This is a genomic window from Nocardioides rotundus (genome assembly GCF_019931675.1).
Taxonomy (GTDB): domain Bacteria; phylum Actinomycetota; class Actinomycetes; order Propionibacteriales; family Nocardioidaceae; genus Nocardioides; species Nocardioides rotundus.
Window position 1 is genome coordinate 1604227 of the sequence record NZ_CP082922.1, and the last position, 13533, is coordinate 1617759.

Here is a 13533-nt window from a genome sequence, read left to right on the forward strand (position 1 = left end):
CGTGAAGGCAACGGCTCCCACCAAGCACGTATTCGTCACCGGAGGCGTCGCCTCCTCGCTCGGCAAGGGGCTCACCGCCTCGAGCCTGGGAGCGCTGCTGAAGGCCCGCGGTCTCCGGGTCACGATGCAGAAGCTCGACCCGTATCTCAACGTCGATCCGGGCACGATGAACCCGTTCCAGCACGGCGAGGTCTTCGTCACCGACGACGGCGCCGAGACCGACCTGGACATCGGGCACTACGAGCGGTTCCTGGACACCGACCTGTCCGGGGTGGCGAACGTGACCACCGGGCAGGTGTACTCCAACGTGATCGCCAAGGAGCGCCGCGGCGACTACCTCGGCGACACCGTCCAGGTGATCCCGCACATCACCAACGAGATCAAGGACCGCGTCCGGGCCATGGCCACCGATGACGTGGACGTGGTCATCACCGAGGTCGGCGGCACCGTCGGCGACATCGAGTCGCTGCCCTTCCTCGAGGCGGCCCGTCAGGTGCGCCACGACGTGGGCCGCGACAACTGCTTCTTCATCCACGTCTCGCTCGTGCCCTGGATCGGGCCGTCGCAGGAGCTCAAGACCAAGCCGACCCAGCACTCCGTGGCGGCGCTGCGCTCGATCGGCATCCAGCCGGACGCGGTCGTGTGCCGCTCGGACCGCGAGCTGCCGGAGTCGATCAAGCAGAAGATCTCCCTGATGTGCGACGTCGACGAGGAGGCGGTGGTCACCGCCGCCGACGCCCCGTCGATCTACGACATCCCCAAGGTGCTGCACCGCGAGGGGCTGGACGCCTATCTCGTACGCCGCCTCGACCTGCCGTTCCGCGACGTGGACTGGACCACCTGGGACGACCTGCTGCGCCGGGTGCACCACCCCAGCGAAGAGGTCACGGTCGCGCTCGTGGGCAAGTACATCGACCTGCCCGACGCCTACCTCTCGGTCGCCGAGGCGCTGCGCGCCGGCGGCTTCGCGCACGAGGCGAAGGTGAACCTGCGCTGGGTGGCCTCCGACGAGTGCCGCACCGAGCAGGGCGCGGCCCGCAACCTGCACGACGTGGACGCCGTCTGCATCCCGGGCGGGTTCGGCATCCGCGGCATCGAGGGCAAGCTCGGCGCGTTGCGCTACGCCCGCACGCACGGCATCCCGACCCTGGGGCTGTGCCTGGGCCTGCAGTGCATGGTGATCGAGTACGCTCGCAACGTCGCCGGCCTGGAGAAGGCCGCCTCGACCGAGTTCGACCCCGACGCCCCCGAGCCGGTGATCGCGACCATGGAGGAGCAGAAGTCCTTCGTCGAGGGCGCGGGCGACCTGGGTGGCACGATGCGCCTGGGGCTGCAGCCGGCGGTCCTGGAGCGGGGGTCGGTCGCGAGTGCGGCGTACGGCGGCGCCACCGAGATCGAGGAGCGGCACCGGCACCGCTACGAGGTCAACAACGCCTACCGCGACCAGTTGGCCGACGCCGGCCTGGTCTTCTCCGGGGTCAACCCCGAGCTGGGGCTGGTCGAGTTCGTCGAGCTGCCCCGCGAGGTGCACCCGTACTACGTCTCCACCCAGGCGCACCCCGAGCTGCGCTCCCGCCCCACCCGGCCGCACCCGCTGTTCGCGGGCCTGGTCGGCGCCGCGATCGAGCGGCAGCGCGCCGAGCGCTTCCCGATCGACGAGAGCGGGCTGCGCCGCCGCGACGCCGACCCCGAGGAGCTGGCCGAGGAGGCCGCCGAGTCGGCGCCAGTCGACGCCGAGTCGGCGTGAGTTGACGCCGGCTCGGGGTGAAGAAGCGCCGACTCAGCGTTGGCGGAGCATCCGGGCGAGGGTGTCGGTGGCGCCGAGCAGGCTCTGGCGTACGGCGGGCAGCAGGCCCTCGCGGCCGACCAGCTCGCGGGCGCCGTCCAGGAAGCCGGCGTCCGCGCTCTGGTAGGGGAACATCGCCCGGGTGATCACCCCGAGGGCGAGCATCCCGCCGCGGTCGATCGCGGCCAGCTCGTCGAGGTACCGCATCACGTAGGGCCGCAGCAGCTCGTCCTGGCCGGGGCGCCACAGGCACGTCGCGAGCTCGATCGCGGGCGTGCCGGCGGGGACCCGGCGGTCCACGAACACCGCCTGCCACGCCTCGTCCTTGGCCGCCGACTCCGGACGCGCGCACCGCACCCCCAGCGCGCGCACCCAGGAGTCGGGGTCCGGGTCGCGCGCCTGCAGCGCGGCCACCGCCGCCTCGTCGTACTGGCCCAGGTCGGCGCGCCGCACCAGCACCCGCCAGGCGAGATCCACGTCGTCGTCGGAGGCGAGGAGCGCGAAGTCCTCCTCGGTGCGGGCGCACGCCGCCAGGGTCTTGAGGGCGGCCGAGCGGAGCTCGGGTACGTCGGCCAGCTCGCGGCAGGCTGCGGCCAGGTCGGCCAGGTGCGCGTCGATGTCGGGGGTGGGGACCCAGAGGGTGGCGGTGCGCAGCGCCAGGCGCAGGTGTGCCTCCACCAGTCCCGCGGTCCGCTCGGTGCGCAGCACGTCGAGGACGAGCCGCATCATCTGCGCACCCGTCAGCTCGCCCCGCGCGAGCATGTCCCACCCCATGGTGACCGCGAGGCCGCGCGCGAGCGCGTCGTCGAGGTCTCCGGCGCGCTCGAGCAGGGTCGCCAGCGAGGCCTCGTCGGGTCGCACGGCTGCGAACGTCAGGTCGGAGTCGTTGGGCAGGACGAGCGCCCCGGCGGGGAGGTCGGGCAGGGGAGTGGTCGTGCCGGTCGTCTCCACCGGCACCGCGTCGACGCGCTCGAGCACGTCGCCGCGGTCGACGAAGATCCCGAGGTTGAGGCGATGCGGCCGGGGGCTGCCACCGTCGGGGCCCTCGGCGAGCAGCCCCCCGTCGCGCACCCGCAGCGTGTCGGTGCCGGCCTCCCGGAGCCATCGACGCCCCCAGTCGCCGAGATCGCGGCCCGCGGCGCTCCCGATCGCGCCGAGGAAGTCCTCCAGGGTGGTGTTCTGCCAGGCGTAGGTCGCGAAGTAGTCCCGCAACCCGGCCACGAACGCCTCCTCGCCGACGTACGCCGCCAGCTGCTTCAGCACGCTGCAGCCCTTGACGTAGGAGATCGCGTCGAAGTTCGCGATCCCGTGCGCCACCGTGGGCACGTCCCCGCGGACCGGGTGCGTGGCGGGCCCCATGTCCAGGCGGTAGCCCTCGACCTTGAAGCCGATCAGGAACGACGCCCATGCCTCGGTGTAGCGCGTGGCCTCGGCCTGCGCCCAGCTCGCCGCCCACGACGCGAAGGCCTCGTTGAGCCACAGGTCGTCCCACCAGCGCATGGTCACCAGGTCGCCGAACCACATGTGCGCCATCTCGTGCAGCAGGATGTTCGCCGTGCCCTCGCGCATCCTGCGCGTCGGCTCGCTGCGGTGCAGCGAGGAGTCCGACCAGGTGACGCACCCCCAGTTCTCCATCGCCCCGCCCATGTTCGGCACGAAGACGTGGTCGTACCTCTCCTGCGCGAACGGCCGGTCGAACCGCTCGGCGAAGAAGGCCAGCCCCTGCTCGGTGACCTCGAACAGCTCGGCCGCGTCCCGCTCCAGGAACGGCCGCATGGACTGCCGGCAGAACAGGCCGAGCGAGTGCCCGCCGCGCTGCTCGCGGATCTCGTGGAACGGGCCGGCGTTGACGACCACGACGTACGTCGACAGCGGCGGCGTGTCCGGGAAGGACCAGACCCGTGCGGCGTCGGCAGGCTCGGTCACCGACTCCGGCCCGGTGTTGGACGTCACCACCCACGACTCCGGCGCGGTCACCGTGAACGCGTGCGGCGCTTTGAGGTCGGGCTGGTCGAAGCAGGCCCAGGCGCGACGGGCGTCGTCGGCCTCGAAGCTGGTCCAGACGTAGACCAGCCCGTCGGAGGGGTCGACCGAGCGCAGGATCCCCGCACTGGAGGCGGTGTCATGCTGCACCGAGGAGACCTCCAGCACGTTCTCCGCCTCGAGCGCGGGCAGCGGCAGCCGTCCGTCGACGGCCGACGCCGGGTCGAGCGGGCGGCCGTTGAGGGTCGCCGTACCGATCTCGCCGAGGCAGTCCACGAAGCTGTCGGCGCCCGGCGAGTGGCAGTCGAAGGTCACCCGGGAGGTCGCGCGCCACTCCACGCCGTCGAGCAGCCCGGTCAGGTCCACGTCGATGTCGTAGCGCCGGACCTCCAGCAGGGCCGCGCGCTCGACGGCCTCGTCCCGAGTCAGGCTGCGTTCGGTGCTCATCGGGGCACGCTAACGTCTCTGGGCATGGAGCACTCGCATACCGACGGTCCGCTCGCCGACGAGCCGGCTCGCTGGCCGGTCGCCTCCTCCCGTGACGTCTACCGCGAGCCGTCACCGTTCGCGGTGCGCGCCGACGTGGTGCAGCGACCCGGGCACGAGGACGAGGACGGCTTCACCCGCCTGGTGCTGGAGCACCCGGGCGCCGTGGTCGTGCTCGCGGTGGACGAGCAGGACCGCGCCGTGTGCCTGCGGCAGTACCGCCACCCGGTCGGCGGCCGGCTGGTCGAGCTGCCCGCCGGCCTGTGCGACGTGCAGGACGAGGAGCCGCGTGCCGTGGCCGCCCGGGAGCTGCAGGAGGAGGTGGGCCTGGCCGCCGCGGACTGGCGGCACCTGGGCTCGCTGTGGAGCAGCCCGGGCGTCTCCGCGGAACAGCACCACTACTTCCTGGCGCGCGACCTCACCGACGTCGGCCGGGGCGACTTCGAGCTGGAGCACGAGGAGGCCGAGATGGAGGTCTTCCGGGTGCCGGTCGCCGACCTGCGCGACGCGGTCCTCGACGGCCGCGTCCAGGACGGCCCGGTGGCCCTCGCGGTGCTGCTCGCCGACGCCCGGGGACTGCTGCCGACCCACTGACGGGGACCGCCCCGCGGGGAGTAGGTTGTGAGCGCTGTCACCGGGTGGCAGCACCGAACGCCCATCAGGATGAGGAGCGGCACCGTGAAGGTCGGCGTACCCAAGGAAGTCAAGAACAACGAGTACCGGGTGGCCATCACGCCGGTGGGGGTCCACGAGCTGACCGCCCACGGACACGAGGTGTTCGTGCAGCGCGAGGCGGGCGTCGGATCGCAGATCCCCGACGAGGAGTACGTCGCCGCGGGTGCGACGATCCTCGACGAGGCCGACGACGTGTGGGGTACGGCGGACCTGGTGCTCAAGGTCAAGGAGCCGGTCGCCGAGGAGTACCACCGCCTGCGCGAGGGGCTCACCCTCTTCACCTACCTCCACCTGGCCGCCGACAAGCCGCTCACCGAGCAGCTGGTCGACAAGGGCGTCACCGCGCTGGCCTACGAGACCGTGCAGCTGCCCTCGGGCGGGCTGCCGCTGCTCTACCCGATGTCGGAGGTCGCCGGCTGCCTGGCGCCCCAGGTGGGCGCGCACTCGCTGATGCGGCCCGAGGGCGGCCGGGGAGTGCTGATGGGCGGCGTCGGCGGCGTGGCCAACGCCAAGGTGGTCATCATCGGGGCCGGCGTCTCGGGGCAGAACGCCGCCAACATCGCGCTGGGGATGGGCGCCGACGTCACCCTGCTCGATACCGACCTCGACAAGCTGCGGATGTCGTTCTGGCGCTACAACAACCGGGTGCACGGGCTGGCCTCCTCCAAGTTGGCGATCCAGCAGCAGGTGATGGAGGCGGACATGGTGATCGGTGCGGTGCTGATCCCGGGCGCCGCGGCGCCGAAGCTGGTCAGCAACGAGCTGGTCTCCCAGATGAAGCCCGGCTCGGTGCTGGTCGACATCGCGATCGACCAGGGCGGCTGCTTCGAGGACTCCCACCCGACCACGCACGCCGACCCGACCTACCGGGTGCACGACTCGCTGTTCTACTGCGTGGCCAACATGCCGGGTGCGGTCCCCAACACCTCGACCTACGCCCTGACCAACGCCACGCTGCCCTACATCTCCGCCGTGGCGAACAAGGGTTGGCGGCAGGCCTGCCTGGACGACCCGAGCCTGGCGCTGGGGCTGAACACGCACGCCGGGCACCTCACCAACGCACCGGTGGGCGCGGCGACCGGCATCGACGTCCAGCCGGTCTCGGAGGCGCTCGGCTCGTGAGCGACCCGCGGTGAGCGGTCCGGCCCGCGCGGTCCGGACCTACCTGGACCACCTGACCGTCGAGCGGGGCCTGGCGGCGAACACCCTCACCTCCTACCGCCGGGACCTGACCCGCTACCTCGCGTTCCTGGACGCCCGCGGTGTGGAGTCCCTCGACGCGGTCACAGAGCCGGTCGTGACCGACTTCCTCGCCTGGCTCCGGGAGGGGGACGCCGAGCATCCCGCACTGAGCGCGACCTCGGCCGCTCGCACCCTGGTGGCGGTGCGGGGCTTCCACCGGTTCTGCGTCGCCGACGGGCTCGCGGAGTCGGATCCGGCGGCCGCCGTACGACCTCCCAGCCCGGTCAAGCGCCTCCCCAAGGCGCTGCCCCTGGCCGACGTGGAGGCGCTGCTGGCCGCTGCGTCCAGCACGGACACCCCGCTCGCGCTGCGCGACCGGGCGCTGCTGGAGGTGCTCTACGGCACTGGCGCCCGGATCAGCGAGGCGGTCGGACTGGACATCGACGACCTGGACTGGGGGGAGACGGGCGAGCAGGGGACCGTGCTGCTGCGCGGCAAGGGCTCCAAGGAGCGGCTCGTTCCGGTCGGGAGCTATGCCCAGGAGGCGTTGCAGGCGTGGCTGACCCGCGGCCGGCCGGCGATCGTGGAGCAGGCCTCGTCTCGGCAGTCGCCCGGTGCGGCGGTGTTCCTCAACTCCCGTGGCGGCCGGCTCTCCCGGCAGTCCGCCTGGGCGGTGCTGAACCGTACGGCGCAGCGCGCCGGCATCACCCGCGACGTCTCCCCGCACACGCTGCGGCACTCCTTCGCCACCCACCTGCTGGACGGGGGAGCCGACGTCCGCGTGGTGCAGGAGCTGCTCGGGCACGCCTCGGTCACGACCACCCAGATCTACACGCTGGTGACGGTGGACAACCTGCGCGAGGTCTTCGCGACCGCGCACCCCCGCGCCCGCTGACCGCGCCTGCGGCGGGTCACCAGCGGTGGGCGACGTCGACCACCAGCCGGCTACGCCCGGGGGTCGGGCCGGGAAGGGTGAAGGCGCGGAACGGGAGCCGGGCCCGGACGCCGAGGGCCAGCATGGTGTGACCCTCGAACGACCCGGCATACCGCACCTGGCGGAAGGTCGAGAACCCGCGTACGCCGGGGGTGCCGAGCGCGCGCGGACCGCCCGCCCGGGTGACGACCTGGAGCCGGGCGCCGCCCCGCACCGGGACGACCGTCCCCGAGCCGTCGGCCCGCACCCGGTCGACGTACCGCACGACGTAGCCCGTCACCGGACCGCGCTGGTCGATGACCAGCCGGTCGAAGCAGGCGTGCCGGCCCGCGCGGACGCGTGTCGCCGCCGTGGCGCGGATCGTCTGGTCGCTCTCCATCCGCGAGCCCCACACGACCGAGCAGGACGCCGCGGCGCTGGGCGCGGCGACGGGTCCTGCGAGTGTTGCGCACCCCAGCGCGAGTGCGCCTACGATCCGACTGATGCTCCTGAGCATGTCCACCCCCGTGGTCGTCGTTCCCCCAGGATGCCCTATCCGGCACCCGGTGCGCCTCCCTTCACCTCCCGCATCACCCGGATGGTTGGATCGGGCGCATGCCCGACGACCTCGCCCGCCTCGACGCCCGGCTCGGAGCGGACGCCGACGCGGACGCGGTGTACGACGCCTTCGCCGGCTGGGTGGCCGACCAGGGGCTCGACCTCTACCCACACCAGGACGAGGCCGTCCTGGAGCTGCTCGGCGGCAGCAACGTGGTCCTCGCGACGCCCACCGGGTCGGGGAAGTCGCTGGTCGCGACCGCGGCGATCCTGATGGGCCTCGCCTGCGTCGACGGGGAGCGGCGGCGCCGCCGTACGTCGTACTACACCGCACCGATCAAGGCGCTGGTGAGTGAGAGGTTCTTCGCCCTCGTGGAGACCTTCGGCGCGGACAACGTCGGCATGCTCACCGGGGACGCCAGCGTCAACGCCGACGCCCCGATCATCGCGTGCACGGCGGAGGTGCTGGCCAACATCGCCCTGCGCCGGGGAGCCGCGGCCGACGTCGGCGTGGTGGTGATGGACGAGTTCCACTACTACGCCGAGCCCGACCGCGGCTGGGCCTGGCAGGTGCCGCTGCTGACGCTGCCGCACGCGCAGTTCCTGCTGATGTCGGCCACCCTCGGGGACATGACGTCCCTCGCCGAGGACCTCTCCCGGCGCACCGGCCGGGAGACCGCGATCGTGGACGACGCCGAGCGACCGGTGCCGCTGTCCTTCCAGTGGTCCACCGAGCCGCTGGACGACACCCTGAGCGAGCTGGTCCGCACCGGGCAGGCGCCGGTCTACGTCGTGCACTTCACCCAGGCGGCCGCGGTCGAGCACGCGACGCGGCTGCTGCGGAGTGGTCTCGACAAGCTCGACCAACGAGGCGGACACGACCAGCGAGGCGGCGACCAGCGGGCGGCGATCGCCGAGGCGATCGGGGGGTTCCGCTTCGGCGCCGGCTTCGGCAAGACGCTGTCGCGGCTGCTGCGGCAGGGGATCGGCGTGCACCACGCCGGGATGCTGCCGAAGTACCGCCGGCTGGTGGAGACGCTCGCGCAGCGCGGCCTGCTCACCGTCATCTGCGGCACCGACACCCTCGGCGTGGGCATCAACGTGCCGATCCGCACCGTCCTGTTCACCGGCCTGGCGAAGTTCGACGGCAGCCGGCAGCGGGTGCTGCGCACGCGCGAGTTCGGCCAGATCGCCGGCCGCGCCGGGCGGGCCGGCTTCGACACCGCGGGCTACGTCGTCGTGCAGGCCCCCGAGCACGTCATCGAGAACGAGAAGGCCAAGGCCAAGGCCGAGGAGCGCCGCGCGGCGGGGCGGAAGAAGTCCAAGGCCCAACTGAAGAAGCCGCCGGAGGGCACGGTGGTGTGGACCGAGCAGACCTACGACAAGCTGGTCGGCGGCGCCCCGGAGACGCTGACGTCGAGGATGCGGGTCGACAACGCGATGCTGCTCAACGTCCTGGCCCGCGAGGAGGACGCCTTCGAGGTGCTCCGCGCCCTGCTCACCGACAACCACGAGGACGACCGCGGCCGGCTGCGGCTGACCCGTCGGGCGCTGCGGCTGGCCCGGTCCCTGGTGCGCTCGGGGGTCGTCACCCGGCTGGAGGCGCCCGACGAGCACGGGCGCCGGTTCGTGCTCACCCAGGCGCTGCCGGAGGACTTCGCGCTCAACCAGCCGCTGGCGCACTTCGCGCTGGCCGCGCTCGACCTGCTCGACCCCGAGGAGCCGACGTACACCCTCGACGTGGTCTCTGTCGTTGAGGCCGTCCTGGAGGCGCCCCGGCAGATCCTCATGGCCCAGCAGTACGCCGCCCGCGGCGAGGCCGTGGAGCGGATGAAGGCCGAGAGGATCGAGTACGAGGAGCGGATGGCGCTCCTGGACGAGGTGACCTGGCCGCAGCCGCTGGTCGACCTGCTGGAGCCGGCCTACGAGACCTACCGCGAGTCCCACCCGTGGCTGCCCGCCGACGCGCTCTCGCCGAAGTCGGTGGTGCGGGAGATGTGGGAGCAGGCGATGACCTTCACCGACGTCGTGTCCCGCTACCAGCTGGCCCGCTCCGAGGGGCTGGTGCTGCGCTACCTCACCGACGCCTACCGCGCGCTGCGGCACACCGTGCCCGACGCGCACCGCACCCCGGAGCTGGAGGACCTGGTCGACTGGCTGGGGGAGACGGTGCGCCAGACCGACTCCTCCCTGCTCGACGAGTGGGAGGCGCTCACCGACCCCGACCGGGTCGTCGAGGCCGGCGTCGAGCACCCGCCGCCGCGGCCGCTCTCGCGGCAGGACCGCGCCTTCACCCGGATGATCCGCAACGCGCTCTTCGCCCGGGTGGAGGCCTGCGCCCGCGACGACCTGGACGCACTGATGCGGCTCGAGCGCGCGGCCGCCGACCGCACCGACCCCGCGCGGGAGGTGCTGATGACCCGGTTCGCCTGGGACACCGCGCTGGAGGAGTACTACGCCGAGCACGACGAGCTGCTGGTCGACGCCGACGCGCGGGGCCCGGCACTGCTCGACATCGGCCCCGAGGAGCAGGCCGCGCCGCCCGGCGGCGACGAGGACGACCTGGTGCGGGTACGGCGGGTCCGGCAGACCCTCCACGACCCGGAGGGCCACCACGACTGGGTGATCGAGGGGACCGTGGACTGCGACGCCTCCGACGAGGCCGGCGAGCTGGTGATGCTGGCGACCTCGATGCGCAATCTCGGGGACTGAGGTCCTACCGTTTCCCTGTGGAGCCCCTGACCGACCGCGAGGCAGCCGTGGTCGCCCTGCTGGACGAGGAGACGCTGGTCGACGACCTCGTCGGCCTGGTCCGCACGCCGACCATCACCGGCACCGACGCCGAGTCCGAGCTGCAGCACACCCTCGCGGCGCGCTACGCCGCCTGGGGCCTGGACGTGGACGCCTGGCAGCTGGACCTCGAGGAGCTCGCCGCCGACCCCCGTCACCCCGGCACGGAGGCGGAGCGGCTGGAGGGCTATGGCCTGGTGGCGCAGACCGCGCCCGGAACCCCCGCGCTGGTCCTGCAGGGCCACGTCGATGTCGTCCCCGTCGGCGACCTGGCCAAGTGGCCCGACGACGACCCGTTCTCCGCCGCCATCCGCGGCGGCACCCTGCACGGTCGCGGGGCCTGCGACATGAAGGCCGGCGTGGCCGTCAACAACGCGGTCGTGCGGACCCTGCAGCACGCCGGGGTCCGGCTCGAGCGGCCCCTCGCCCTGCACTGCGTGGTCTCGGAGGAGGACGGCGGCCTGGGCGCCTTCGCCACCATGGTCCGCGGGCACGGCGGCGATGCGGCGGTCATCACCGAGCCGACCGGCGGGCGGCTGATCACGGCCAATGCCGGCGCTCTCACGTTCCGCATCGAGGTGGACGGCCAGGCCGCCCACGGGTCGGCTCGCCTGGCCGGGCACAGCGCGTTCGAGGCCTACCTGCCCGTCTACACCGCGCTCGCCGAGCTCGAGCGCGAGCGCAACGTCCACCCCGACCCGCTCTTCCACGGCAACCCGCTGCCCTACGGCATCTCCGTCGGCATGGTGCAGACCGGCGACTGGGCCTCCTCGGTGCCGGACCGGCTGGTCGCCGACGGCCGGATGGGCGTGCAGCTGGGCGAGGACCCGAACCGGGCCCGGGCGGCGCTGGAGCGAGCGGTCGACCAGGCGGCGTCGCGGGACCCGTGGCTGGCCGACCACCCTCCGAGGGTCACCTGGCCGGGTGGTCAGTTCGCCTCCGGCCGGCTGGCCGACGACGACCCGCTGATCGGGCAGACCGCCTCGGCGGTCGCCGCCGTCGGCGTCGAGGACCCGCTGGTCACGGCGGCGCCGTACGGCTCGGACCTGCGGCTGCTGCTCGGCCTCGGCGGCATCCCCACGCTGCAGTACGGACCCGGCGACGTGACGTTCGCCCACGCCCCGCGCGAGCAGGTCGGCCTGGAGGAGACCTTCGCCGTGGCTCGCGCGCTGCTCGTGCTGGCGATGCGGCGCTGCGGCGCGCACTGAGTGGGAGCGCGCGCCGGCTCGGTCACCGGCCGAAGATCAGCCAGGCCCCGATCGCGGCGGGCAGCAGCCCCGTGATGAGCCACGGGCTGACCGGGGACCGGCGGTGGATCAGGAAGCCGGCCGCGACGGCGAGGACGCCGACGACCGCCGCGATCACCAGCAGCCCGACCTGTGGGGTGGCCCCGCCGTGGCGGGCGAAGTAGGCGGCCACGACGAACCCGATCGCCAGGTGCAGGATCGTGGTGACCACCAGGGTCGAGGCGACCCACTGCTGCACCTGGCTCAACGACATCGGGTCGCGGCGGCGCGGCACCGGGTTGGTGGGGTCCATCAGGTGGCGGGCCCGGCGCGGCGGCGGGGTGGCAGGGGGCGGACCGGCAGGAGACACCCCCTCATTGTCGCACCGATCGGCCGATCGCGTTCATGCACAGGGTTGTGCACAGGCAGGGCCGATCCTGTGCACCGGAGCGGCCCCGAGTGCACAGTCCATCAACAGATTCCGGCCCGTCCCTGGGGACATCGCCCCTCGCCTTGTGACGGCTGGAAGCACCCCCCTAGGCTCCCCCGGAGGCTGGCGACGAGTCGCCGAGTCGACAAAGCCCCGCGAGGGATCTGGCGAGCAGTGGGAACGGGAGTTGAGCATGAGCGGTGAGCACCGGTACGGCGGATTCGGGTCCGGCTCCGGCGGGGCGAACGCCCCGGACATGCCCCCTCTGACCAGCCCTCCGACACCTCCGACACCGGAGGGCGAGCACCTCGCCGAGCCGCTGGAGTTCCGCCGCCCCGAGCCCGAGCTCGGCCCCACGGGTCGCCCGCTGCCGGACCTCCCCGAGCCGGGGCCGCGCAGCGAGCACGCCCGCGCCCGGGTGGTCAGCATGACCAACCAGAAGGGCGGCGTGGGCAAGACCACCACCACGATCAACCTCGGCGCCGGCCTGGTCGAGTACGGCCGCAAGGTGCTGCTCGTGGACTTCGACCCGCAGGGCTCCCTCAGCGTGGGCCTGGGGCTGAACCCGCACACCATGGAGCGCACCGTCTACAACCTCCTCATGGAGCGCGACGTCGCGCTGGAGGACGTGGTCGTCCCCTCCGGCGTCCCTGGGATGGACCTGCTGCCCTCCAACATCGACCTGTCCGCGGCGGAGGTGCAGCTGGTGCACGAGGTGGCGCGCGAGCAGACGCTGCAGCGGGTGCTGGCGCCGGCGCTCGAGCAGTACGACGTCATCCTCATCGACTGCCAGCCCTCGCTCGGCCTGCTGACCGTGAACGCGCTCACCGCCAGCGACGGCGTCATCGTGCCGCTGGAGTGCGAGTACTTCGCCCTGCGCGGCGTCGCGCTGCTCAAGACCACCATCGACAAGGTCCGCGAGCGGCTGAACCCGAAGCTGGAGATCGACGGGGTGCTCGGCACGATGTACGACGGCCGCACGCTGCACGGCCGCGAGGTGATGGAGCGGCTGGTGCAGGCCTGGGGCGACACCGTCTTCCACACCGTCATCCGGCGCACCGTGAAGTTCTCCGACTCCACCGTCGCCGGTGAGCCGATCACCTCCTACGCCGCGACGTCCACCGCCGCCGACGCCTACCGCCAGCTGGCCAAGGAGGTGCTGCACCGGTGGCCCGACGCGTGAGCCTGCCGGCCGCCGACGACCTCTTCGGACGGCGCGACCAGGCCGAGCCCGGCCGCGTGGTCCGGGCGGTCCCGGACCAGGAGGAGCGCGGGCGCAAGCGCCCCAGCGGCCGGGTGAAGCACGACGAGAAGATGACCGTCTACGTCACCTCCGCCGAGCTGCTCGACCTGGAGCAGACCCGGCTGGCCCTGCGGGCCGAGCACGGGCTCGCGGTCGACCGGGGCCGGCTGGTGCGGGAGGCGGTGTCGATGGTGCTCGCCGACTTCCACGACCGCGGCGAGGAGAGCGCGCTCGTCCGTCGGCTGCTGGAAGACTGAGCCC

11 protein-coding genes are annotated in these 13533 nt (G+C 72.9%); 8 read left to right on the forward strand and 3 right to left on the reverse strand.

The window, feature by feature from the left end:
* The first annotated feature begins 1 nt into the window (after window position 1).
* Complete coding sequence (locus K8W59_RS08010; protein ID WP_223399331.1) at window positions 2–1747, forward strand: CTP synthase; 1746 nt, start codon at window positions 2–4, stop codon at window positions 1745–1747.
* A 33-nt stretch (window positions 1748–1780) separates the two neighbouring features.
* Here the strand turns inward: K8W59_RS08010 and pepN are convergent, their stop codons facing one another.
* A complete protein-coding gene (gene pepN / locus K8W59_RS08015; RefSeq protein WP_223399332.1) occupies window positions 1781–4216 on the reverse strand; it encodes an aminopeptidase N in 2436 nt (811 codons plus the stop codon).
* Window positions 4217–4240: 24 nt separating this feature from the next.
* Here pepN and K8W59_RS08020 point away from each other — a divergent pair, with 24 nt between their 5' ends.
* The 3 genes from K8W59_RS08020 to xerD all read left to right on the forward strand — a co-directional run bounded on the left by K8W59_RS08020 (window position 4241) and on the right by xerD (window position 7007).
* Window positions 4241–4849 carry an NUDIX domain-containing protein gene (locus tag K8W59_RS08020; RefSeq protein ID WP_223399333.1) on the forward strand — a complete coding sequence of 203 codons (609 nt, stop codon included), beginning with the start codon at window positions 4241–4243 and terminating at the stop codon, window positions 4847–4849.
* A gap of 84 nt (window positions 4850–4933) precedes the next feature.
* Window positions 4934–6052: an alanine dehydrogenase gene (gene ald / locus K8W59_RS08025; RefSeq protein ID WP_223399763.1), complete on the forward strand. Its 1119-nt coding sequence runs from the start codon at window positions 4934–4936 to the stop codon at window positions 6050–6052.
* 10 nt (window positions 6053–6062) lie between these two features.
* Window positions 6063–7007 carry a site-specific tyrosine recombinase XerD gene (xerD, locus tag K8W59_RS08030; RefSeq protein WP_223399334.1) on the forward strand — a complete coding sequence of 315 codons (945 nt, stop codon included), beginning with the start codon at window positions 6063–6065 and terminating at the stop codon, window positions 7005–7007.
* A 16-nt stretch (window positions 7008–7023) separates the two neighbouring features.
* Here the strand turns inward: xerD and K8W59_RS08035 are convergent, their stop codons facing one another.
* A complete protein-coding gene (locus tag K8W59_RS08035) occupies window positions 7024–7425 on the reverse strand; it encodes an AMIN-like domain-containing (lipo)protein (protein WP_223399335.1) in 402 nt (133 codons plus the stop codon).
* 215 nt (window positions 7426–7640) lie between these two features.
* Between K8W59_RS08035 and K8W59_RS08040 the strand changes: the two genes are divergently transcribed.
* On the forward strand, window positions 7641–10295 hold the full coding sequence (locus K8W59_RS08040) for a DEAD/DEAH box helicase (protein WP_223399336.1): 2655 nt from the start codon (window positions 7641–7643) through the stop codon (window positions 10293–10295).
* 17 nt (window positions 10296–10312) lie between these two features.
* A complete protein-coding gene (locus K8W59_RS08045) occupies window positions 10313–11581 on the forward strand; it encodes an ArgE/DapE family deacylase (protein WP_223399337.1) in 1269 nt (422 codons plus the stop codon).
* Between the two features lie 22 nt (window positions 11582–11603).
* Here K8W59_RS08045 and K8W59_RS08050 read toward each other — a convergent pair whose 3' ends face one another.
* Window positions 11604–11969: a hypothetical protein gene (locus K8W59_RS08050; protein ID WP_223399338.1), complete on the reverse strand. Its 366-nt coding sequence runs from the start codon at window positions 11967–11969 to the stop codon at window positions 11604–11606.
* Window positions 11970–12222: 253 nt separating this feature from the next.
* On the opposite strand from K8W59_RS08050, the gene K8W59_RS08055 reads away from it, so the two are divergent.
* Window positions 12223–13212 carry a ParA family protein gene (locus K8W59_RS08055; protein WP_223399339.1) on the forward strand — a complete coding sequence of 330 codons (990 nt, stop codon included), beginning with the start codon at window positions 12223–12225 and terminating at the stop codon, window positions 13210–13212.
* Window positions 13197–13529, forward strand: coding sequence for a hypothetical protein (locus K8W59_RS08060; RefSeq protein ID WP_223399340.1), 333 nt, complete (start codon window positions 13197–13199; stop codon window positions 13527–13529). Before K8W59_RS08055 ends, K8W59_RS08060 begins: the two co-directional genes overlap by 16 nt.
* Window positions 13530–13533: the final 4 nt, after the last annotated feature.

Bases quoted from the DNA above. Each gene is read 5' to 3' on its own strand.
- K8W59_RS08035 (WP_223399335.1), bottom strand. From the start codon at position 7,425: ATGGAGAGCGACCAGACGATCCGCGCCACGGCGGCGACACGCGTCCGC.
- K8W59_RS08055 (WP_223399339.1), top strand. From the start codon at position 12,223: ATGAGCGGTGAGCACCGGTACGGCGGATTCGGGTCCGGCTCCGGCGGG.
- K8W59_RS08020 (WP_223399333.1), top strand. From the start codon at position 4,241: ATGGAGCACTCGCATACCGACGGTCCGCTCGCCGACGAGCCGGCTCGC.
- pepN (WP_223399332.1), bottom strand. From the start codon at position 4,216: ATGAGCACCGAACGCAGCCTGACTCGGGACGAGGCCGTCGAGCGCGCG.
- K8W59_RS08040 (WP_223399336.1), top strand. From the start codon at position 7,641: ATGCCCGACGACCTCGCCCGCCTCGACGCCCGGCTCGGAGCGGACGCC.